At 67.3% G+C, this 22,679-nt stretch carries 16 protein-coding genes; 3 read left to right on the forward strand and 13 right to left on the reverse strand.

What is annotated here, in order from left to right:
• Positions 1–241: 241 nt before the first annotated feature.
• The 7 genes from cimA to ilvD form a co-directional block, all read right to left on the reverse strand.
• Entirely contained in the window at positions 242–1,870 is a 1,629-nt protein-coding gene (gene cimA, locus U0177_RS23805; protein ID WP_409573169.1) for a citramalate synthase, read from the reverse strand.
• Positions 1,871–2,191: 321 nt separating this feature from the next.
• Complete coding sequence (gene pheA / locus U0177_RS23810; RefSeq protein ID WP_409573170.1) at positions 2,192–3,022, reverse strand: prephenate dehydratase; 831 nt, start codon at positions 3,020–3,022, stop codon at positions 2,192–2,194.
• A 65-nt stretch (positions 3,023–3,087) separates the two neighbouring features.
• Positions 3,088–4,764, reverse strand: a complete 1,677-nt coding sequence (locus U0177_RS23815) for a 2-isopropylmalate synthase (protein ID WP_409573171.1) — start codon at positions 4,762–4,764, stop codon at positions 3,088–3,090.
• 117 nt (positions 4,765–4,881) lie between these two features.
• The gene (ilvC, locus tag U0177_RS23820) at positions 4,882–5,904 is read right to left on the reverse strand and encodes a ketol-acid reductoisomerase (protein ID WP_409573172.1); all 1,023 of its coding nucleotides are present in this window, start codon (positions 5,902–5,904) and stop codon (positions 4,882–4,884) included.
• A 259-nt stretch (positions 5,905–6,163) separates the two neighbouring features.
• Positions 6,164–6,712, reverse strand: a complete 549-nt coding sequence (gene ilvN / locus U0177_RS23825) for an acetolactate synthase small subunit (RefSeq protein WP_409573231.1) — start codon at positions 6,710–6,712, stop codon at positions 6,164–6,166.
• A 65-nt stretch (positions 6,713–6,777) separates the two neighbouring features.
• On the reverse strand, positions 6,778–8,511 hold the full coding sequence (ilvB, locus tag U0177_RS23830) for a biosynthetic-type acetolactate synthase large subunit (protein WP_409573173.1): 1,734 nt from the start codon (positions 8,509–8,511) through the stop codon (positions 6,778–6,780).
• Positions 8,512–8,605: 94 nt separating this feature from the next.
• Complete coding sequence (gene ilvD / locus U0177_RS23835; protein ID WP_409573174.1) at positions 8,606–10,291, reverse strand: dihydroxy-acid dehydratase; 1,686 nt, start codon at positions 10,289–10,291, stop codon at positions 8,606–8,608.
• Positions 10,292–11,000: 709 nt separating this feature from the next.
• On the opposite strand from ilvD, the gene U0177_RS23840 reads away from it, so the two are divergent.
• Positions 11,001–12,065 carry a ParB/RepB/Spo0J family partition protein gene (locus U0177_RS23840; protein ID WP_409573175.1) on the forward strand — a complete coding sequence of 355 codons (1,065 nt, stop codon included), beginning with the start codon at positions 11,001–11,003 and terminating at the stop codon, positions 12,063–12,065.
• Positions 12,066–12,142: 77 nt separating this feature from the next.
• Here U0177_RS23840 and U0177_RS23845 read toward each other — a convergent pair whose 3' ends face one another.
• Positions 12,143–12,520, reverse strand: coding sequence for a hypothetical protein (locus tag U0177_RS23845; RefSeq protein ID WP_409573176.1), 378 nt, complete (start codon positions 12,518–12,520; stop codon positions 12,143–12,145).
• 96 nt (positions 12,521–12,616) lie between these two features.
• Positions 12,617–15,397, reverse strand: a complete 2,781-nt coding sequence (locus tag U0177_RS23850; protein WP_409573177.1) for a metallophosphoesterase — start codon at positions 15,395–15,397, stop codon at positions 12,617–12,619.
• 327 nt (positions 15,398–15,724) lie between these two features.
• On the opposite strand from U0177_RS23850, the gene tgt reads away from it, so the two are divergent.
• Positions 15,725–16,936 (forward strand): tRNA guanosine(34) transglycosylase Tgt, encoded by a 1,212-nt coding sequence (tgt, locus tag U0177_RS23855; protein WP_409573178.1) that lies wholly within the window; start codon positions 15,725–15,727, stop codon positions 16,934–16,936.
• Positions 16,937–17,023: 87 nt separating this feature from the next.
• Positions 17,024–18,295 carry a thioester domain-containing protein gene (locus tag U0177_RS23860; RefSeq protein WP_409573179.1) on the forward strand — a complete coding sequence of 424 codons (1,272 nt, stop codon included), beginning with the start codon at positions 17,024–17,026 and terminating at the stop codon, positions 18,293–18,295.
• A gap of 44 nt (positions 18,296–18,339) precedes the next feature.
• Here U0177_RS23860 and U0177_RS23865 read toward each other — a convergent pair whose 3' ends face one another.
• From U0177_RS23865 to U0177_RS23880, 4 genes are read right to left on the reverse strand one after another with little or no spacing between them, the layout of a single operon-like run.
• Positions 18,340–18,942, reverse strand: coding sequence for a hypothetical protein (locus tag U0177_RS23865; protein WP_409573180.1), 603 nt, complete (start codon positions 18,940–18,942; stop codon positions 18,340–18,342).
• A gap of 3 nt (positions 18,943–18,945) precedes the next feature.
• Positions 18,946–19,914, reverse strand: a complete 969-nt coding sequence (locus U0177_RS23870) for an ABC transporter permease (protein WP_409573181.1) — start codon at positions 19,912–19,914, stop codon at positions 18,946–18,948.
• Between the two features lie 54 nt (positions 19,915–19,968).
• Complete coding sequence (locus tag U0177_RS23875; protein WP_409573182.1) at positions 19,969–21,099, reverse strand: ABC transporter permease; 1,131 nt, start codon at positions 21,097–21,099, stop codon at positions 19,969–19,971.
• Positions 21,096–22,613: an ABC transporter ATP-binding protein gene (locus tag U0177_RS23880; protein WP_409573183.1), complete on the reverse strand. Its 1,518-nt coding sequence runs from the start codon at positions 22,611–22,613 to the stop codon at positions 21,096–21,098. The genes U0177_RS23875 and U0177_RS23880 overlap by 4 nt, the downstream gene beginning before the upstream one ends.
• Positions 22,614–22,679 lie beyond the last annotated feature (66 nt).

Below are 22,679 nucleotides of genomic sequence, written 5' to 3' on the forward strand. Positions count from 1 at the left end.
TGTCCATTTTCCGCGCGGAGCGCGGAAAATGGACACGTACCATGCTGCCGCAGGCTCAATCGCATACCTTGAGGAAGCCGAATCACGCAAGTGCGTAGCTCCTAATTGTGTTGCACTGCGTGGCTTCGCCACGCAGTGCCACGCACTCGGGAAGTGATCAAGCGAAGAGCGTATACTCTTCTGTGCTCGAATTTCGGCGCGGAGTGCCGAAATTCGAGCAACATTCTGCCAAAGGCACAAGCTAGTGGGCCACGGCGGCGCGCGAGCGCAGCAGCGGCAGCTCCAGGCTGTCCCACAGCGCCTGCCAGCTGGCCTCGATGATATTCTCCGAGCAGCCGACCGTGCTCCAGCGCTCTTCGCCGCGCGCCGACTCGATCAGCACGCGCGGCTTGGCGGCCGTACCCAAGTGCTCGTCGACGATGCGCACCTTGTAGTCGACCAGGCGAACCTCGGCCAGATCGGGGTAGTGCGGCAGCAGCGCCTTGCGAATCGCCTGGTCGAGCGCATTCACCGGGCCTTCGCCCTCGGCGGCGGTGTGCATCACCTCGCCGCCGACTCGCAGCTTCACGGTTGCCTGCGACATCACGCTGTTGGCGCCGCGCTTCTCGACGATCACCGTGAAGTCGAGCAGCTCGAACGGCGCAACGTAGTCGGCCGACGCGCGCCGCACCAGCATCTCGAACGAGCCCTCGGCGGCCTCGAACTGGAAGCCATCGCTCTCGAGCTCCTTGATCCGCTGCAGCACCGCGCGCTCGTTGCCGTTGAGCGTCAGCCCAAGCGCCTCGGCGCGCATACGCACATTGCCGCGCCCGGCCAGCTCGCTCACCACCACGCGCAGCTGGTTGCCCACCAGCTCGGGCTCGACATGCTGGTAGCTCGCGGCCACCTTGGCGATCGCCGCCACGTGGATGCCTCCCTTGTGCGCAAACGCGCTGCGCCCCACGTATGGCGCATGCGTGTCGGGGTTGATATTGGCGATCGCCGCTACCACGTGCGACACATCGCTCAGACGGCGCAGCTGCTCGGGCGCGACGCACTGGTAGCCCTGCTTGAGCTGCAAGTTGGCGATCAGCGGGATCAGGTCCATGTTGCCGCAGCGCTCGCCGTAGCCGTTGATCGTGCCCTGCACCTGCACGCAGCCGGCCTGCACTGCGGCCATGGCGTTGGCCACCGCCAGCGCGCCGTCGTTGTGCGTGTGGATGCCCAGCTGCGGGCCAACGACCAAAGACAAAGAACCAAGATCGGCGTCTTTGGTCATTGGTCTTTCGGCGTTGGCCTTGAGATGCTCGCGCACGATCTTCACGGCCTGCGCCACCTCTTCGGGCAGCGAGCCGCCGTTGGTGTCGCACATCACGATGCAGCTGGCGCCGGCCTGCGCTGCAGCGGTGATCGTCTCGAGCGCGTACTCGGCGTCGAGCTTGTAGCCGTCGAAGAAGTGCTCGGCGTCGTAGATCACCTCTTTGCCCAGCCGCCTGAAGTAGGCCACGCTGTCGGCGATCATGCGAATGTTCTCGTCGAGCGTCGTCTCGAGCACCTTCTCGACGTGCAGCACCGAGCTTTTGCCCACCAGCGTGACCACCGGCGTATTGGCCTCGACCAGCGCGCGGATGTTTGGGTCGTCGTCGCAGCTGTTTTTGGCGTGGCGGGTGCTGCCGAACGCCGCGACCTTGGCGTTGCGCAGCTCGACATGCTGGATCTTCTGGAAGAACTCGGCGTCTTTCGGGTTCGAGCCGGGCCAGCCGCCCTCGATATAGTGCACGCCAAGCTGGTCGAGCTCGCGAGCGATCTTGACTTTGTCGTCGGCCGAAAGCGAGAGGCCCTCGCGCTGCGTGCCGTCGCGCAGGGTGGTATCGTAAAGTTGGATTTGCACTGCTAGCTCCTTATGTGGCCGCTGCGCGGCCTTCTTTTATTTCAGAATGTCTTCGCCAGCCGCTTCATTTTGCCTGCGGCAGCAAGGTACTTTACGATTATCTGTTCTGCCACATTCCGCGCTTCGCGCGGAATGTGGCAGAACAAAGAACAAAATAGTACTGCTCTGCCGAAGGCGAGGGCCGCCTGTGCGAACAGGTGGCGTGGAGCGTCGCGCGAGTACGCGGATAAAGACGAAAAGAATGCTAGCAGCCCTGAATGGCGGGCAGCCGCTCGCGAAGAGCGACTGCCGGCAGCACCTTTACTCTTGGTCTATAGCGCATTACTTCTCTCGGTAGCAAGGGTACGAGCCAAACACCTTGAACAGGCCGGTTTTGGCGCGGATGCGCGCCAGCAGCGCGGCGATGCGCGGCTCGGCGCGGTGGCCGTTGATGTCGACCAGAAAGATGTACTCGCCGAGCGTGGCCTTGCTCGGCCGCGACTCGAGCTTGGTCATGTTGACGCCCGCGCTGGCCAGCTCCTGCAGCGTCTCCACCAGGATGCCGGCGCGGTCTTCGGGGAAGCCAAAGCACAGGCTGGTTTTGTCGTCGCCGGTTGGCGCGCCGTCGTCGCGCCCCAGGATGATGAAGCGCGTCACGTTGTCGGCGCGGTCGTTGATGCTGCTGGCCAGAATGTGCGCGCCGGTGAGCTGGGCGGCGCGCAGCGTGCTGATCGCCGCGGCCGGCCGCTCGTCGGCCAGCGCCTCGGCCGGCGCGGCGCTGTTGCTGAGCGAGGCCACCGTAGCCACGCCCGGCAGGCAGCGCTCGATGAACTTGCGGCACTGGCCAAGCGACTGCGGGTGGCCGTACAGCAGCTTGATCTGCGTCAGGCCGATGCCCGGGCGCGCCACCAGGTACTGCGTGATCGGGATCACCGTCTCGCCGGCGATGCGCAGGTCGGTCTCGTGGATCAGCAGGTCGAGCGTAGTGGGGACGCTGCCCTCCAGCACGTTTTCGATCGGCAGCACGCCGCCGCTGGCCGCGCCGGTCTCGATCGCCGTCACCACTGCGGGCATGCTGCCAAGTGGTAAATATTCGGCATCGGCGCCGCCATACGCCACCGCCGCCTCTTCGCTGAAGCTGCCGGGTGGGCCGAGGTAGGCAATTGTTGTCATAGGAGTTTGCAGTCGGCTGCCAGCAGCTAGCAGCCAGTCGGCGATGGCTGCTGGCAGCCGGGTGGTCAGTCGGCCTTCCCAAGCATGCTATTCCCGAACAGGTCGACGGCCTCGATCGGCGCGTCCTGGCGCGATCCGGCGCGCTGGCGCTCCTGGCGGGCGTAGAACAGCTTGTTCAGCGCGGCCACGTAGGCCTCGCCGGCCGCCACCACGGTGTCGGTGTTCACGCCATAGCCGCTGAACACGCGCGGCTGGCGGCCGCGCTCGGCCTTGCCATTCGGCTTCTCGGCGTCGGCGCCGCGCGTGCCATACTCCTGCACGCGGATCGTCACCTCGGCGGTGGCGTTGATGCCCTCGGTGATCGCGTTGACCGCGAACTCGACCAGCTCGCCCGGCCGCCCGACGATCTTGTTGACCGCCTGGCACACCGCGTCGATCGGGCCGGTGCCCTGCGCCGACTCGGTGCGCGTCTCGCCGCCGGGGCCGCGCATGCGCACGGTGGCGGTGGGCACCACATTGGTGCCGCAGAACGCCTGCACATACTCAAGCTCGTAGATCGCCACCGTGCGCTGCGCCTCGCCGGCCACCAGCGCCTCGATGTCGCGGTCGTCGACCACCTTTTTCTTGTCGGCCAGCTCTTTGAAGCGCGTAAACACGTGGCGGAACTCGTCGTCGTTCAGCTGGATGCCCATGCCCTCGAGGTGCGTGCGGAAGGCGTGGCGGCCCGAGTGCTTGCCCAGGATCAGCGCGTTGCCATCGAGCCCGACCGTCTCGGCGCTCATGATCTCGTAGGTCTGGCGGTTCTTCAGCACGCCGTCCTGGTGGATGCCCGACTCGTGCGCGAAGGCGTTGGCGCCGACGATCGCCTTGTTCGGCGGAACATGCACGCCGGTGCATGCCGACACCAGCCGCGACGCCCGCGCCAGCTCGCGCGTGTTGATGTTCGTCTCGATGCCAAAAAACGGCTGGCGCGTGTGCAGCGCCATCACCACTTCTTCGAGCGAGGCGTTGCCGGCGCGCTCGCCGATGCCGTTGATCGTGCACTCGATCTGGCGCGCGCCGGCGCGCACGCCGGCCAGCGAGTTCGCCACGGCCATGCCCAGGTCGTCGTGGCAGTGCGTCGAGATGATCACCTTGTCGGCGCCGGGCACGTTGCGCCGGATGCCGTCGATCATCGCGTAATACTCTTCGGGCGTGGTGTAGCCGACCGTATCGGGGATGTTGAGGGTCGTGGCGCCGCACTCGATCGCGACCTTCAGCACCTCTTTGAGGAACTGCGGGTCGGAGCGGCCGGCATCCATCGGCGAGAACTCGACATCGTCGCACAGGCTGCGCGCGTAGGTCACCATCTCGCCGATCAGCTCGAGCGCCTCGCCGCGGCTCTTGCGGAACTGGTGCTCGAGGTGGATATCCGAGGTCGACATAAATGTATGAATACGCTTATGCGCCGCCGGCTCGATCGCCGACCAGCACTTGTCGATGTCGTCTTTGTTGGCGCGCGCCAGGCCGCAGATAGTTGGGCCGTCGACGGTGCCGATCTCGCGCGCGATTGTATTGACGGCGTCCCAATCGCCTGGCGACGCGGCCGGGAAGCCAGCCTCGATGATATCGACCTTCAGGCGCGCGAGTTGGCGGGCGACCTCGAGCTTCTCCTCTTTGGTCATGGTGCAGCCGGGCGCCTGCTCGCCGTCGCGCAGCGTAGTATCAAAGATCCGTACGTGATCGGTTACGTGAGGCTCCATGGGATTATCTCCTTGACGAAGGGCGAAGAACCAAGGACGAAGGCCTTTTGACTTTGCCGACGTATTTGCCGGCACCGAAACCAGGCTTTCGTCCTTGGTCGTTAGGCTTCAGTCGATTTACGCTCCGCCCTGGCCTGGCACCACTTCCTTAGGCCCGACGAACGGCATCATGGCGCGCAGCTCGCGGCCAACGCGCTCGATCGGGTGGTCGATATCGGTTGTGCGGGCGGCGTTGAAGCGCGGCCGGCCGTTGTGGTTTTCCTCGATCCAGTCTTCGGCGAAGGCGCCGCTCTGGATGTTGGCCAGCAGCTGCTTCATGGCCGCGCGCGTCTGCTCGTTGATGATCTGGCTACCGGCCACATAGTCGCCCCACTCGGCAGTATCCGACACCGAGTAGCGCATGTAGTTGAGGCCGCCCTGGTAGAACAGGTCGACGATCAGCTTCAGCTCGTGCATGCACTCGAAGTAGGCCACCTCGGGCTGGTAGCCGGCCTCGACCAGCGTCTCGAAGCCGGCCTTTACCAGCGCCGACACGCCACCGCACAGCACGCTCTGCTCGCCGAACAGGTCGGTCTCGGTTTCTTCGGCGAAGGTGGTCTTCAGCACGCCGGCGCGCGTGTTGCCCAGGCCCTTGCCGTAGGCCAGCGCGTCCTCAAAGGCGTGGCCCGAGGCATCCTGGTGCACGGCCACCAGCGCCGGCACGCCGCCGCCCTGGGTGAACACCTCGCGCACGCGGTGGCCGGGCGCCTTGGGCGCGATCATGCTCACGTCCACGTCTTTCGGCGGCACGATCTGGCCGAAGCGGATGTTGAAGCCATGCGCGAACATCAGCGTCTTGCCGGCGCTCAGGTGCGGCGCGATGTGGTCGCGGTAGAGCGCGGCCTGGCCGGTGTCGGGCGTGACGATCATAATGATCTGGGCCTCTTTCGCCGCCTCGGCCACCGGCAGCACGCGCAGGCCGGCCGCCTCGGCCTTGGCCCAGCTCTTCGAGCCCTCGTACAGGCCCACGCGCACGTCGAGGCCGCTGTCCTTGAGATTGAGCGAGTGGGCGTGGCCCTGGCTGCCAAAGCCGATCACCGCAATCGGGCGGCCCTTCAGGCGGTCAAGGTCGGCGTTGTTGTCGTAGAAAAGCTCTGCCATGATCTCCTCATTATTGAATCGGAACGACAGACATTGTCGCTTACGAGCGTCGCAGTCAGCGATGGCCCTCTCCCCCTGCCCCCTCTCCCAAAGGGAGAGGGGGTGTTGTGTCAGGCTGGTGCGGGCGCGTAGCGTCCGCCAGCCTGACAACTGTACCCCCTCCCCGCGCCCGGGGAGGGGGCAGGGGGTGGGGTTCTAAATAGGTGGCCCAGCCCGCACATAGCGAGGGGCGGTTCGCAAACCGCCCCGCCACGAGACTCTAGTTCAGCGCCACCGCATCGGCCGATACGTGGCCGTTGCCGCTGTCGGCGGCGTCGGCCGGCGCCTGGTGGGTGTGCGCGCCGCGTACCATGGCGATCCGGCCGGTGCGCATCATCTCTTTCACGCCGAACGGGCGGATCACCTCGACAAAGTTCTCGACCTTCGAGGGCGTGCCGGTCATCTCGATCACCATGGTGTTGTAGCCGATGTCGACGATCTTGGCGCCGAACACGCCGATGAGCGCCACCACCTCGGGCCGGCTAGCCGAGGGCGCGTGGATCTTCACCAGCACCATCTCGCGCTCGACGGTCGGGTCGTGCGTCACATCGCTGACCTTCAGCACCTCGATCAGCCGGTAGAGCTGCTTGGTCACCTGCTCGACATCCTCGGCCTCGACCACCAGCGTCAGCCGGCTGACGCCGGGCGTCTCGCTATGGCCCACGGCCAGGCTCTCGATATTGAAGCCGCGGCGGCGGAACAGGCTCACGGCGCGGTTGAGCACGCCCGGCCGATCTTGCACCAGTGCGACAATCGTATGCTTTTGGATTTTCAACGGTTGCTCCTTTTGACATTGTACGGGCGCGCGATAGCCCGCCCCTTGCCAATCTGCAATTACACCTGCGACGCGTCGGTGATCGTTTCGCCGATGCTCTTGCCCTGCGGCACCATGGGCCACACGTTCACTTCGCGCTCGACGCGGAAGTCGATCAGCACCGGGCCGTCGGTGGCGTAGGCCTCTTCGATCGCGGCCTCGACATCTTCGATCCGCTCGACGGTGATGCCCTTCCAGCCGTAGGCCTCGGCCAGCTTCTGGAAGTTCGGCCCCGAGAGCGGCGTGCCGCTGTAGCGCTTGCCCTCGAACAGCTCCTGCCACTGGCGCACCATGCCGAGGTAGCCGTTGTTGATGATCGCGACCTTGATGTTGTGCAGGCCCTCCTGCATGATCGTCTGCATTTCCTGGTTGGTCATCTGGAAGCCGCCGTCGCCGCAGATCGCCCAGATCGTCTCGTTCGGGTAGGCCATCGCCGCGCCAAGCGCGGCCGGCACTGCGAAGCCCATGGTGCCGGCGCCGCCGCTGGTGATATGCGTGCGCGGCCGGAACCAGTCGATCAGCTGCGCGGCCCACATCTGGTGCTGGCCGACATCGGTGACCACGCGGTAGTTGCCGCGCTCGTTTACGATCCGGGTGAAGGTCGAGTACACGTCGTGCGGCATGAGCGCGGCGGTGTCGGGGCGGCTCAGGTACTGCTGCTTGGGCTGGTGCTTGGCCTGCATCTCGTGGATGTGGCGCATCCACTCGCGGGCGTTCTCGTGCAGCTCCTTGAACTCCTCGTCGCCGGGCATCTCGTCGAGCATCGTCTGCAGCACCTGGCGCGCATCGCCCACAATCGGGATGGCCACTTTCACATTCTTGCCGATCTCGCTCGGGTCGATGTCGACGTGGATCACCTTGGCGTGCGGCGCGAACGTGCTGGCCTTGCCCGTCACGCGGTCGTCGAAGCGCCCGCCGATGTTGAACAGCACATCGCACTCCTGGATGGCCTTGTTGACGTGCACCCAGCCGTGCATGCCCGGCATGCCGATGTTCAGCGGGTGATCTTCGGGGATGGCGCCAATGCCGTGCAGCGTTGTCACCACCGGCACGCGCAGCTCTTCGGCAAATTGGCGCAGCTCCTCGGTCGCGCCCGCCTGGATCACGCCGTTGCCAGCCATGATCAGCGGCTTTTTGGCCTGCGAGAGCATGCGGATGGCCTCGCGCACCTGCTTGCGGTTGCCGAGGTAGTTTGGCTTGTAGCCCGGCAGGCTCAGCTTCACATTCCAGTTCGGCACGATCTTCGCCAGCATCGCGTCCTTGGTGATATCGACCAGCACCGGGCCGGGGCGGCCGGTGGTGGCGATATGGATGGCCTCCTTGAACACATACGGCAGGTCGTTGACGTTCTTCACCAGGTAGTTGTGCTTGGTGATCGGCATGGTAATGCCGACGATGTCGGTCTCCTGAAAGGCGTCTTTGCCGAGCAGGTGGCTGTACACCTGGCCGGTGATCGCCAGCATCGGCGTGCTGTCCATCATCGCGTCGGCAATCGGCGTGACGAGGTTGGTGGTGCCTGGGCCGCTGGTGCCGATGCACACGCCCACGCGCCCGGTGGCGCGGGCGTAGCCCTCGGCGGCGTGGCCGGCGCCCTGCTCGTGCCGGCACAGCACGTGGCGCAGCTTGTCGCGGTACTCCCACATGGCGTAGTAGAATGGCATGATCGCGCCGCCGGGGATGCCGAACATCACCTCGACGTTCTCGCGGATGAGCGCCTCGCACATGATCTGTGCGCCGGTTCGTTGATCTGACATGCAATTGCTCCTAAAGTTTTGAGTGTTGAGTTTTGAGTTGTGAGCTATCGCGTTGCACCTTCGCAACTCTTAACTCAGAACTGAGAACTCAAAACTATTCGAGGATCGCTCCGTTGCTCGCGTTCGTCACCAGGCGCGTGTAGCGCGCCAGCCAGCCGCGCGCGTACTTGGGCGCCGGCGCCTGCCACTCGGCCCGCCGCGCGGCCAGCTCGTCGTCGCCTACCTCTACGTCGAGCTTGCGCGCGCTCAGGTCGATATTCACAATGTCGCCGTCGCGGATCAGCCCGATCGGGCCGCCCTCGGCGGCCTCGGGCGAGACGTGGCCGATGCACAGGCCGCGCGTGCCGCCGCTGAAGCGGCCATCGGTGATCAGCGCGGTGGTGCTGCTCAGCTCGGGGATGCCCTTGACCATGCTGGTGAGCGCCAGCATCTCGCGCATGCCCGGGCCGCCGCGCGGGCCTTCGTAGCGCACGATGATCACGTCGCCAGGGTTGATCTTGCCGTTCACCACGGCGTTGGTCGCCAGCTCCTCGCTGTCGAACACGCGCGCCGGGCCGCGAAACGCCATCTCGTGCTGGTCGACCGCGCCGACCTTGATGATCGAGCCCTCGGGCGCGAGGTTGCCGAACAGTGCGCTGAGCGCGCCGCGCTGCGAGTGCGGGCTATCGACATCGCGGATGCACTCGTCGCCGCGGCGCTCGGCGTGGGCCAGGTTCTCGCCCAGCTTCTTGCCGGTCACAGTCTGCGCGTCGAGCTTCAGCACGCCGGGGCGCTTGGCCAGCTCGGCCAGAATTGCCGGCACGCCGCCGGCGGCGTGCACGTCTTGAATATGCCACTGCTTCGGCCCATCCCACGCCGGCGACACCTTGGCCAGGTGCGGGGTGCGATCCGACACGTCGTTGAAGCGCGCGATTGGGTAGTCGAGCCCGGTTTCGCGCGCGAGCGCCAGCACGTGCAGCACGGTGTTGGTGCTGCCGCCCATGGCTACGTCGAGCGCCATGGCGTTGTCGATCGCCTCGGCGGTGACGATGTCGCGGAAGCGGATATTGCGCGCTACCAGCTCCATGATCTGGCTGGCGGCTTTGCGGGCGAGCTCGTGGCGTTCGGGGGATACGGCGGGGAGGGTTCCGTTAAACGGGAGGGCGATACCGAGGGCTTCGCACAGGCAGTTCATCGAGTTCGCGGTGAACATGCCGCTACAGCTGCCGCACGTCGGGCAGCTGATCTGTTCGAGCTTGAGCAGCTGCGCGTCGGTCATCTTGCCGGCGGCGCGCTTGCCCACCGCCTCGAACACCGTGATCAGGTCGCTCTTGACGCCCTGCTCGTCCTGGCCGGCGAGCATCGGCCCACCCGAGATAAAGATCGTCGGGATGTTCACGCGCGCGGCGCCCATGAGCATGCCCGGCGTGATCTTGTCGCAGTTCGGGATGCAGATCATCGCGTCGAAGCAGTGCGAGGCCGCCATTGTCTCGACCGAGTCGGCGATCAGCTCGCGCGACGGCAGCGAGTAGCGCATGCCCTCGTGGCCCATCACAATGCCATCGTCGACGCCGATCGTATTGAATTCGAACGGCACGCCGCCGGCCGCGCGCACTGCCTCTTTCACCACCCGGCCGAACTCCTGCAGGTGCACGTGGCCGGGGATAATGTCGACGTACGAGTTGCAGATCGCGATAAACGGCTTCTCAAAGTCGGACTCGTCGCGGATCTGGCCGGTGGCGCGCAGCAAGCTGCGGTGGGGCGCGCGCTCGAATCCGCGCTTGATCGTGTCTGAACGCATAGCAAAGCTCTCCTACGGGTGCGCCATCCGGCGCCCAGGTTCGGCGACCTCGGGGTCGTGCCGGCGAGCCGGCGATTCGGTTGCGTCAATCAGCTATGGCGATTTCGAGCGGCGATGCTCGCGGCCACGCGTGGCCGGGGGCTGCCAGCGCCGGCAGCATCAATAACCTTCGGCTAGCGCGTGCGCCGCGGCCCACGCACCGGCACTGGCACCGGCACGGGCGCGGGCTGGTGCGGCGTCAGCAGTTGCTCCAGCAGCTTTTTGAGTTGCTTGATCATGGCGAGTGCTTTCGGCTAGCTGGGCGAACCGTGCCGCGCCGCGCGATCCGTCCAAAGGGCATAAGCGAAAGGCCCCTCCGTGTTCGGGAGGGGCCTGGCAGTTGACTTTCGCCGCGCTGACTTTGCTTCCTCCCAAACACTTATAGGCCCGTGATAATAATCAGGGCTACAAGTACGAGGCCTAGGAGGAGGCTGTGGTTCAGACGACTCATAGAGCTTGTGTCGCTTCGTACAATCGGACTGGCGTGAGTATACTCTAGAAGTGACAAAGCTGTCAAGTAGGATTTTGCCTGCGCGCGCGCGAGCGTTTTTGCCGACATGGCTTTCTTCTGCTATACTCCTCAATCGAACAGGTGTGTTGTTTAAACGTGCGAATCGCCGGCGCGTATGGGCTCGGCCGGCGGCTCGTGCATTGTGCTGCGGAGATATCCATGAAACTGCTGTATCTCGACCCGCGCGCGCTTGCCGCCGACCCAAACGGCGTGCGCGAGGATCCCGGCAATGTCGAGGGGCTGGCCGCCACGATCGCCGAGCACGGGCTGCTCCAGCCGATCGGCGTGATCGAGGCCGGCGCGGGGCGCTACCAGGTGGTGTACGGCAACCGCCGCCGCGAGGCCGCGCTGCGGCTGGGGCTCGAGCGTGTGCCCTGCATCATCCTTGATTCCGACGATCCGCGCACGCTCATCCAGCAGCTGACCGAGAATGTCCAGCGGCAGGATCTGAACGACCTCGAGAAGGCGCGCGCGTTTCTGCGGCTGCGCGAGCAGCTCGCGGCCGGCCAGGCGCACAACGAGGGCGAGCTGGACGAGGCGACGGCGCGCGCGGTCGGGCTTTCGGCGCGCACGGTGCGGCGCTACCTTGGCCTGCTCGACCTGCCCGAGGAGATCCAGCTGCTGCTGCGCGCCGGCGACTTGAGCGTCACCCAGGCTCAGCATCTGCGGCGCATCCCGAACCCGCGCACGCAGGTCGAGCTGGCGCACGCCGCCGTCGACGAGGGAATGTCGGCCGCCGAGCTGAGCCGCCTCTCGTCGTACTTCGCCGCCAACCCGAACCTGTCGCTCGACGACGCGCTCAGCGCGCTGGAGCAGGGCGTCGAGCTGAAGCGCGAGCTGGTGGGCCAGCCGGCGGCCCCGGCTGGCGGCGGGCCGCTCGGGAAGACGAGCGCGGCCGCGGTGGTGGAGAAGGACGACGACAGCGACCTGTGGGACGACGAGGACGAGCCGAAAGACGACGCCGGCTTTCTCGGCGTCGAGGACGAGACGCTCGAGAACCAGCCGAAGAACAAGGCGCGCGTGTTTCGCATCCGCTCGCTCGACCAGATGCTCGACGAGACCGACCGCCTCGCGCGCGCGCACGTCGAGGGCGATCTGGTGAAGTGGGTGAAGAGCGACACCGGCGCGCCAATGAAGGTGCGCCTGCTGCTTAAGCAGGTCGAGTCGCTGGCGCGCGCGCTGCGCCAGCTCGCCAGCCAGCAAGGCTGGGAGTTCGACGAGTAGGCGGGCGTACAGGGCGGCTGGATGCAGGAGCGGACCATGCGCGGCAAAGCCGCACATGGCCCGCTCCTGCGTTCCGGCTAGAGCAGGGCCAGGTTCCAGGCCAGCAGCGCCGCGCCGGCTGCGGCTACGGCCAGCACAAACAGCGCCTCGGCGCTGATCCGCAGCGCGGCGTGCGGGCGCTCGGCACTCAGCCCGGCGAGCATGTCCAGCGCCCAGTGGCAGTAGCCCAGAGCCACAGCGCTAAACAGCCCCAGCTCGATCAAGTAATTGCCGTTGAACGCCGCCAGCAGCCGCGCGATACGCGTCGGGTCGCCGGCAGGCCCGGCTGCTGCCTTAAACACCAGCATCGCGGCCAGCGCGGCAAACGCGCCCAGGCCGGCCAGCAGCGCAGCGCGGTAGAGCAGAGCACCGCGCGTCAGAATCGCGCGAAGCTGAAACGATAGCAATTTGAACATCGCCGTATACCTCATGTGTTAGCGGCGTGCGCTGCCGGTATGCGCGGCGGTGCGCGGCCTTCATGAGATATAACGCAGCAGGGTGATGTATTGGTTTCATTCGTAGGGCGTATTTTCGGGGGCAGCTGGCCGCTCGGGCAGCACCAGCTGGCGCGCATCCTGGCGCTGCAGCTCGTCGCCCTGCTCCATGTACGGCACAAGCCGCAGCTGCCAGCTGTCGCCGTGCCGGACAAGCTCGACGCGCACGTAGCTCTGGAGTAGCGGGTGCTCGTCGTGGTTGAGCGCGTTGGTGAAGCCGCTGGCGAGCGCGCCGCGCACATACTGCCGGCGCAGCCAGGTTTCGAGCCGCCTGTAGAGCGCGATCGGCGCGCTGATGCGGTGGTACGGGCCGGCTGCCTGCCCCGCATCGGCCTGGCTCCACACAAACTTCGCCATCATCTCGTTCATGGTCGGGAATACGTCGTGCAGCGTCGCCTCGTCGGCGCGCCCGTCGGCGGCGGCGTCGCGCCCCCACACGCCGGGGTGGTACACGCCGCGCTTGCTGAGGCGCGGCGCCAGGCCCTGCGCGAAATCGAGCCAGCCCGCGTCCATTGGCGGCGAAAGGTACGCGCCGCCGCCGCCGTTGACGATGTGGTGCATGGTATGCTCGCGCCCCTGCTCGTCGTAGTAGCGCACCTCATAGCGCTGGTAGGCGTGCGTGTCGCCGCCGATCACCACATCGGCCTGGTAGCGGCGCAGCAGCTCGTAGATCTCGCGCGGCGAGTACGAGCGCTGCGGCTGTGGCGCGGCGGCATCGGGCGCCTCGGCGCTGCCGTCGAAGCGGCCATCCACATACAGCGGGTTGCCCACCAGCACGATGATATAGCGCTGCGCGCCGTCCCTGCCAGCGCGAATTTCGGCGAGGCGCCGCTCAAGCCAGCGGTACTGAATAACGTCGACCGAGCCGGTCACGCCGTTGTCGAGCCCAAACACGCTCAGCGGCGCCTCGCCGAGTGCGACCTCGAAAAACGAGAGCCGCTGCTGCGTGGCGGGCTGGCCTACCAGTCCGCCGATCGCGCGCAGGCGATAGCGCCGGCGCAGCGCGGCGGCGCGCCGCCGGTCGGCGCGCCGCCAGGGCCGCCAATCCCAGGGCATATCTTTCAGCCGCGCCAGGCCCGGCGCCGGTGCGCCAATCGCCGCGTTGTAGCTGAAGTTCAGCAGAAAGCCGTGCAGGCTGTCGTACCAGTCGTGGTTGCCGGGGATGGCATAGCAGGGCGGCGAGCGGTCGAGAATCTCGTTGAGCGCGCCGGGCCGGTCGCTCCCGTGGCCATACTCGAACATGCGCCCGTGCTTGTCGCGCGGCGCGTTCGGCCGGTAGAACGCCCGCTCGTAGTCGAAGATTTCGCCGCCGGGGTAGATCACATCCGAGCTGACGATCGAGAAATCGATCGACTCGGCGTCGTCGGCTGGGGCGGCCGGGTCTATCAGCGCGCGCAGCAGCAGGTCGTCGGCCGAGGCCGCCGGCTTGCGCTCTTTCGAGGCGCTGATCTGCTGGCGCGCGGCGCCGTGGCGGCGGTTGGTGGGGTAGAGCTGGCTCTCGTCGCCCTCGCCGGGGTCGCCGATAATGTCGAAGCGCACGACCTCGGGGCCGGGCTGGCCCGCCAGCGGCGCGATCACCGCCGCCTGAGCCACGCGCTCGGCCAGCTGCTCGTCGTGTTGGGCGCCCGGCAGCAGCGCGCGCAGGTACGTGACGCGCACAATGTCGGCGAGCGGCGGCGCCTGGCGGTTGCGGAAGGCGCGGGCCAGCGCGCCGGGCCAGCGCGCCGGCCGCAGCCAGGCCAGCCCGCGCGACTCGGGCGGGCGGTTGCGGTAGAGCAGCAGCGCCACGCCGGCCAGCAGTGCGCCCGCCGCCAGCGCGCCGCGCCGCCACCCGCCGAGCCAGCCGAACAGCTGGCCGGGGCGGCTCAGCGCCAGCACTGCCGCCAGCACCACGGCGAACGTGAGCACCTGAAGCGCGCCGTAGGCCCGGAAGTTGTAGCGCAGGTGCGGCATTGCCACGCGCCAGTTGGGCGGGTCGAGCCACGAAAAGCCGCGCGCCTGGCTGACGCGGCGCAGGAAGTAGAGAAACAGGTACGCGATCGACACGCACGTCCAGATAAACGCCAGCAGGTTCAGGCTAGCCGCGATCGTCTGGCGCGGGTCGAGTAGACCGGTGATCTGCACAATCATGATCAGCGGCGCGGCGATAGCCATGGCGGCCACGTTAAACACAATCAGCAGCTGCAGCGCCACGTAGAGGCTGTCGCGCGCACCGTAGCGCAGCATATCGCCGCTGCGCACGCGCCGCCGCTGCTCGCGGAGCAGCGTCAGCCCGCCGCAGAAGGCCATGTTGCCCAGCAGAAAGCGGCGCACGCTCGCTAGGTCGACCGGGTGAGGAACGCCAGCGTGCTCGGCCAGCGGCAGCGTGACAATGATCAGCAGCGCGCCGAGGGCGATCGCGCCGGTGAGCGCGCCCGTGGCCAGCCCGCGCAGGCGCATGCGCGCGATCGACTGGTAGAAGAACGGCGACAGCTCGAGCTGAAGCAGCAGGATCAGCGTCGCGATCACCAGCCAGCCGAATGCGGCCGACTGCATGGCCTCGTAGATCCGCGCGCTCGGCCAGGCCGGCAGCAGCGCGATCGTCAGCACCTGCAGCGCCAGCAGCAGCCAGCCGGCGAGGTCGCTCGAGCGCTGCAGGCGCTTCTGCTGCTCTTGCAGCGCCGCGTCGGGCTCGGCCTTGCTCATGCGCGCCAGCCGTGCGGCGTTGGCATTGATCGGCTGGTCGAGCATGCTCGTCTTCAGCAGCCACAGCGCCACCCCGGCGGCGACAGCTACGCCCCAGATGATCATCGCGTCCATAGCGGCTCGTTCCCCTGGCAGCTGCTCGATCGTGTCATCTACACGAGAAACGCGGCGTCCTCGCGCGTGGGAGGTTTTCAGGGGCGGCTTTGCCGCTCCCAAACCTCCATTGCGTAGCTCGTGCCATCTATTGAACGCGCCAGCGGCATGTTTTCGCGCCGGCGCGGCGCCCGCCAATTGCTGGTAGAATAGCGCCATTGTTCGCTAGGGCCTGGTTCAATTCCCGAGGTTTCGCGTGACACGGTACGGGCGCGATCTATCGCGCTGCTACGCCCTCGGGCGATGAACTGCTGGCGTGAACCATGCCTAAGGAAACGCTACAGCGCTATGCCACTTTCATTTGAGATCAGCGCGCGCGACGCACACACACGCGCGCGCGCCGGCCTGATCCACACCGCGCACGGCCCGGTCGAGACGCCGGTGTTTATGCCCGTCGGCACGCGCGGCACGGTCAAGTCGCTCACGCCCGGCGAGGTGCGCGAGGCCGGCGCGCAGATCATTCTCGGTAATACCTACCACCTGTATCTTCAGCCTGGGCACGAGCTGATCGCGCGGATGGGCGGCCTGCATCGCTTTATGGGCTGGCACGGCCCTATTCTAACCGATAGCGGCGGCTTTCAGGTTTTCAGCCTGGTGTACGGCGGCATCGCCGACGAAGTGAAAGGCCGCCGGCCGTCGCAGCAGGCGCAGCTCAAGCCCGGCATGGTGAAAGTGACCGAGAACGGCGTGATCTTTCGCTCGTACATCGATGGCTCGAAGCACCTGTTCACGCCCGAGCGCAGCATCGAGATCCAGAAGGGCATCGGCGCCGACATCATTCTGTGCTTCGACGAGCTGCCGCCGTTTCGCGCCGGCTACGACTACACCGCGCGCTCGCTCGAGCGCACCCACCGCTGGGAGGCGCGCTGCCTGGCGTTTCACCGCCAGACGCTCGGCGGCGCCGGGCTCGCGTTCGCGGCGCCCAACCCCGATCAGGCGCTGTTCGGGATCGTGCACGGCGGCGTGTTCGAAAACTTGCGCCAGGCCAGCGCCGAATACCTCGGCGCGATGGGCTTCGATGGCCTGTGCATCGGCGGGTCGCTTGGCAAAGACAAGCAGCAGATCAACGAGGTTGTCGATATGACCGTGCCGCACATGCCCGACGCGCTGCCACGGCACCTGCTCGGCATCGGCGATGTCGACGACCTGATCGAGGGCGTGGCGCGCGGCATCGATATGTTCGACTGCGTCAGCCCGACCAGGCTGGGCCGGCATGGCGCTGCGCTGGTGCGCGACCCGTCGCGTAAATGGCGGCTGAATGTGCTGAATGCCGCGCTGCGCGACGACGCCGGCCCGCTCGACGCGCAGTGCCGCTGTGCCACCTGCCGCAGCTACTCGCGCGCCTACCTGCACCACCTGTTCCGCGCCCAAGAGCTGCTCGGCATCCGGCTGCTCAGCCTGCACAATGTCGCATTTCTGTGCGATCTGATGGCCGAGATCCGCGCGAGCATCCGCGAGGGCCGCTTTGGCGAGCTGCGACGCGCCTGGCTTGCGGCCTGATCGTTAGGCGGCGCGGCACATATCTTGCTCATCTCTCGTTCCCCTTCTGGCGCGGAGGAGCCTGCGCCGTGGAAAGAGAGATGGCATATGAACCGAATCACGCGCGCTACCGGGCACGGCTGGCGCAACTTGCTGGCACTGCTCGCCGTGCTGGCGTTGCTGGCGCCCGTGGCTGCGCTGGCGCAGCCCCTCAGCGGCACCTTTATCGGCAAGGTGCAGGGCCGGCAGGTCGCTTTCAGCCACAACGGCAAGCCGCGCAACGACTGGGCTGGGGTGCTGAAGTTCCGGCTCGACGACGGCTCGGACGTGCCGGTGTTCTGTATTCAGCTCGACGTGCGCGTGAGCGCCGGCGACCGCTACACCAGCGGCGGATCGGTTGCCGAGCTGCCCAACGGCTGCCAGATCCGCTACCTGCTCGACACCTACCCGGCATCGAGCGCCACCACCGCCGACGAGGCCGCCGCGCGCCAGCTGGCGATCTGGGCGTTCTCCGACAACCTCGACCTCGCGACAGTGGCCGACGCGGCGGTGCGCGACCGCGCGATTGCGCTTGCGAACGAGGCGCGCGGTAAGCCCTGCCCGCCGCACCGCACCGAGGCGCCCGACCTGGCGATCGAGCCAGCCGCCACGAGCGCTGCGCCCGGCCAGGTGGTGGCCTACAGCGTGCGCGCCGGCCCGGCCGACGCCGGCCAGCCGCTGACGGTCGCAGTCGATGGGCCGGCCGCGCTCACCGACGCCAGCGGCGCCAGCGGCGGCCAGCAGCAGCAGCAGATCACCCTCGACGCGCAGGGCGCCGCGAGCTTCTGGGTGGTAGGCACCGGCGCGGGCCAAAGCAGCGTGCGCGCGGCGCTGTCCTACGAGCTCGATGCTGGCACTGTTTACTCCGAGCACGACCCCAGCCACCCGACCCAGCGGCTGGTGCAGGCCGAGAGCGCCAGCCTTACCGCCAGCGCGGCGGCACAGATCCAGTGGGCCGCAGGTGCGCCGGGGCCTTCGCCCTCGCCTACCGCCTCGCCGGCGCCGCCCACTCCAACGCGCCGGCCGCGCCCGCCCGCCCCCACCGACACGCCAGAGGCGACGCCGACCGGCGAGCTTGCTTCGGCTACGCCAGCCGCGCCGGCCGAGACGCCCGCTGCTACGCCAGCCGCGCCGGCCGAAACGCCGGCCGCGCCGGCGTCGGGCACGCTGGCCACACCAGCGCCAACGCTACCGCTAGGCCCAGCGGGTGGAGCGCCGCCCAACCAGCCACGCAGCCTACCGCGCACTGGCGCGCCAGCCGACCGGCCGGCCTGGCTGCTGCTGGTTGGGTCGGCGATGGTGCTGGGCGGCTGGCTAGCCTCGCGGCGGGCGCGCAGCTAGGCCGCAAGGTGGCGGGATGGAGGTGGTGTAGCGCGCGGGTGGGCTCAGCTGCAGGGCGAGTTGCTCCAGCCCGAGCGAAACTCGCGCACGCCGCCATCTTCAGGGGTATAGGCGTGGCGCCAGGTGCAGCCGGTATCGTTGCCGAGCAGGTGAATGCTCACCGACGGCGTGGCCGAAGTCGTGGCCACGCGGTGGATGTCGCCCTCGGGCGGCAGCAGCACGTAGAAATCGCCGGGGCGCAGGTGGTTGCGCTCGGCCAGCGCAAGCGGCGCGCGCTGGGCATCGGCAGGCCCGGCGTGGCGAAACACCTCTTCGTCCTGCTCGCCGGCGTACAGCCCGACCAACCCCCACGCCAGGTGATCGTGCACGGGCGTGGCCGCGCCGGGCGGCACCACCAGCGCGAACAGCGACAGCCCGCCGTCGGCGGCGCGGTAGATCAGCCAGGTGGCGATGCCGCCGCCCATGCCGCCGCTGGTGTCGGGCTGGCGAAACGCCTCGGGCAGCCAGCCCTCGTCGGCCAGCAGCGCGGCGAAGGCCGGCCGCATGGCGTGCATCGCCTGATCGGGCGGGGCCGCAGCCAGCGCCTGGCGTACCGCGCCGACAAACGCGCGCACGGCCGGGGTATCGAGCACGTACTCATCGGCCATAGCCTACCTCCCTCGCTCGCCGCGCACATACGGCAGGCCCAGCGCGGCCGGCGCGCCCAGGCGGTTGCGCACCGCCTCGCGCGAGCCGAGCACCAGAATAATGATCGTGAAGGCGTACGGCAGCATCTGCAGGAAGAAGCCAAGGTACGGGTTATAGAAGAACGGGTTGCGCGCGCCAAAAAGCACCGTCGGGCCTTGAATGTCGAGAATCAGCCGCCGCAGCGCGCCAAAGGCGTACGCGCCGAACATCGCGCGCAGCGGGTTCCACTGCGCGAAGATCACCAGGCCCACGGCGATCCACCCCTGGCCGCTAGTCGTCAGCTCGCTGAACCAGCCCGGCGACACCGCCAGGCTGATCGTCGCGCCGGCCAGCCCGGCCAGCACCCCGCCGACAAACACGTACAGGTAGCGCAGGCGATAGATATTCACGCCCATCGAGTCGGCCGCGGCCGGGTATTCGCCCACCGCGCGGAGGTTCATGCCTGGGCGGGTGTGGTAGACATAGTACCAGGCGGCCGGGGCCAGCAGGTAGCCCAGGTACACCAGCGGGCTCTGGTTGGCAAAGAAGATCGGCCCGACCACCGGGATGCTGGCGAGCAGCGGGATCGAGAATGGCTCGATCAGCGCGCCCCCGCCGGCCTTGCTGAGCCCCTCGCCGAACACCAGGCTCAGGCCGGTGCCCACAAACGTGAGCGCCAGCCCGCTCACCACCTGGTCGGCCTGCAGGTGGATGGTGATCAGCGCGTGCAGCTGGCTCAGCAGCCCGGCCACCAGCATGGCCGCCAGCACCCCCAGCCAGGCGTTGCCGGTCAGCAGCGCCACGCTGAACGCTGTCATCGCGCCCATCAGCATCATGCCCTCGACGCCCAGGTTCAGCACGCCGGCGCGCTCGGCAAAAATTTCGCCGATGGTGGCGAACAGCAGCACCGTGCCGCTCGCCACGCCCGCCTGCAGGATGATGGTTGGATCCATACGTTCCTTTGGTTGCAGGTTGCAAGCTTAGAAGGTTAAACAGCGTGCTCGCATTCAGGCGTTCAAACGTTCAACGCGCTGCAGCCGCACGCGGTAGCGCAGCAGAAAGTCGCTGGCGATCAGGCATACCAGGATGATGCCCTGGATCATCTTGGGGATGCCCGAGGGCTGGATCTCGCGCCCGGCCAGGATCAGCGCGCCAAACAGGATCGACACGATCACGATCACGAACGGGTTGAGCTTGGCCAGCCAGGCCACGATGATGCCGGTGAAGCCGTAGCCCGGCGAGATCTGGCCCTGCAGCCGGTGCACCACGCCGCTGATTTCCGACATGCCCGCCAGGCCGGCGAGCGCGCCCGAGAGCATCAGCACCAGCACGGTGTGCCGCGCGATCGGCACGCCGGCATACTGCGCCGCGCGCGGGTTGTCGCCGATCAGCCGGATCTCGTAGCCCCAGCGGCTGTGGTATAGGATCAGCCACACCACGACGACGGCCACCAGCGCAAACAGCAGGCCCATGTGCGTCGTCAGCCCGCTGAACCAGTCGACATAATCGGCATAGTCGGTCAGGCGCGGCAGCCAGGCGTTCTTCGGGAATGTCTTGCTCATCTGGAAGCCGCCCTCGCTCCAGACGCCGAAGATAAAGAAGTCGTTCCAGGCGATCGCAATGTAGTTGAGCATCAGCGTCGAGATGATCTCGTTGACGTTGAAGCGCGCCTTCAGCACCCCAGGGATGAAGCCCCACAGCGCACCGGCGGCCATGCCGGCCAGCAGCATCAGCGGGATCACCAGCCAGCGCGAGGTGTCTTCGGCCACCAGCGGGATGAGCACCACCGCGCTGGCGCCCCACGCGCCCATGAAGAACTGGCCCTCGGCGCCAATGTTCCACAGCCGCATGCGGAAGGCGACCGAGCACGCCAGCCCAACGATCATGAGCGGGATGGCTTTGATCAGCGTGTCGGAGAAGACATCAATGCTGCCGAACGACGATCGGGCGATCTGGCCATACGCCGCCAGCGGGTCGCCGCCCACCAGCGCCAGCACAATCGCGCCGATCGCGAGCGCCAGCACAATCGCGCCGATCGATACCAGCGGCGGCAGCCAGGCAGGCACAACCTCGCGCGGCACGGCGCGCACGCCGAACGGCAGCCCGCGCCGCGGGGAAACAGGCACTTCCGCACTCATAGCGCTCCTGACGAGCCAGTCATGAGCTGGCCGATCCACTCGACATCGCCGGACTCGACATCGCCGACGATCGTGCCCTCGTAGATCACGGCGATCCGGTCGCTCAGCGACAGCAGCTCCTCGAGCTCTTCCGAGACCAGCAGAATTGCCACGCCCTGCTTGCGCTGCTCGAGCAGCAGGTTGTGCACCACCTCTACCGCGCCCACGTCGAGCCCCTGCGTCGGCTGCATGGCGATCATCGCCTTGGGCTTGGTGCTGATCTCGCGCGCCAGGATCAGGCGCTGCAGGTTGCCGCCCGAGAGCAGGCGCGCCTGCGTCTCGACCGATGGCGCGCTGATCTCGTAGCTGTGCTTGAGCCGGTTGGCGAAGGCGGCCGCCTCGCCGGCATCGAGCCGCCAGCCGCGCCCGATCGGCTCCTCGGCGTACTGCTTCATGATCAGGTTGTCGGTCAGGCTGAGGTTGGGCGAGCTGCCGACTTTGTTGCGGTCTTCGGGCACGTGCGCCAGCCCGCGCTCGATCGCCTTGCGCACCGGCTGGTTGGTCAGGTTCTCGCCGTTCAGCCGCACCCGGCCACTCTTGGCGCGCCGCAGCCCGGTGATCACTTCCGAAAGCTCGCGCTGGCCGTTGCCGGCCACCCCAGCCAGGCCCACGATCTCGCCGGCGCGCACCTCCAGGCTCAGGCCGCGCAGCGCCGGCACACCGCGGTCGTTGTCGGCGTGCAGATCTTCGATCTGCAGTACCACCGGCCCTGGCTCCTGCGCCTCGCGATGCACCCGGAACAGCACGTCGCGCCCGACCATCAGGCGCGCCAGCTCGGCGGTGGTGCTGCCCTTCGTCGCCACGTCGGCGGCGGTCACGCGGCCGCGCCGCATCACCGTCACTCGGTCGGCGATCGACATAACTTCGTTGAGCTTGTGGCTGATGAAGATGATCGACTTGCCCTGCTGGGTCATGTTGCGCAGCGTCTTGAACAGCTGCTCGGTCTCTTGCGGGCCGAGCACCGCCGTCGGCTCGTCGAGGATCAGCACGTCGGCGCCGCGATACAGCATCTTGAGGATCTCGACGCGCTGCTGCTCGCCAACCGAGAGCTGCCAGATCTTGGCCTTGGGGTCGACTTTCAGGCCGAACCGCTCGCCCAGCTCGGACACCACGCGCTCGTTCTCGGCCAGGCGCAGCCAGAAGCGTGGGTGCGTCAGCCCTAGCAGAATGTTCTCGGTGACCGACTGCGACGGCACGAGCATGAAGTGCTGGTGGATCATGCCAATGCCGGCCTGGATGGCCTGACGCGGCGAGCCGAACTGCACCGCCTTGCCGTGCACCTCGATCGCGCCGGCGTCGGCGCGGTAGAGGCCGGCCAGGATGTTCATCAGCGTGCTTTTGCCGGCCCCGTTCTCGCCCAGCAGCGCGTGGATCTCGCCGCGCCGCAGATCAAAGTCGACATGATCGCTTGCCAATACGCCGGGGAAGCGCTTGACAATACCGCGCATGGTGACGACATTCGGCGTATCTGTCATGGTTGCAGCACTATCTTGTTGAAACTCAGGCGACAAGGAGAGCTGGGGCGAAAGAGCGCGTCTCTT

The sequence above is a fragment of the Kouleothrix sp. genome (genome assembly GCF_046328425.1).
Lineage (GTDB): Bacteria > Chloroflexota > Chloroflexia > Chloroflexales > Roseiflexaceae > Kouleothrix.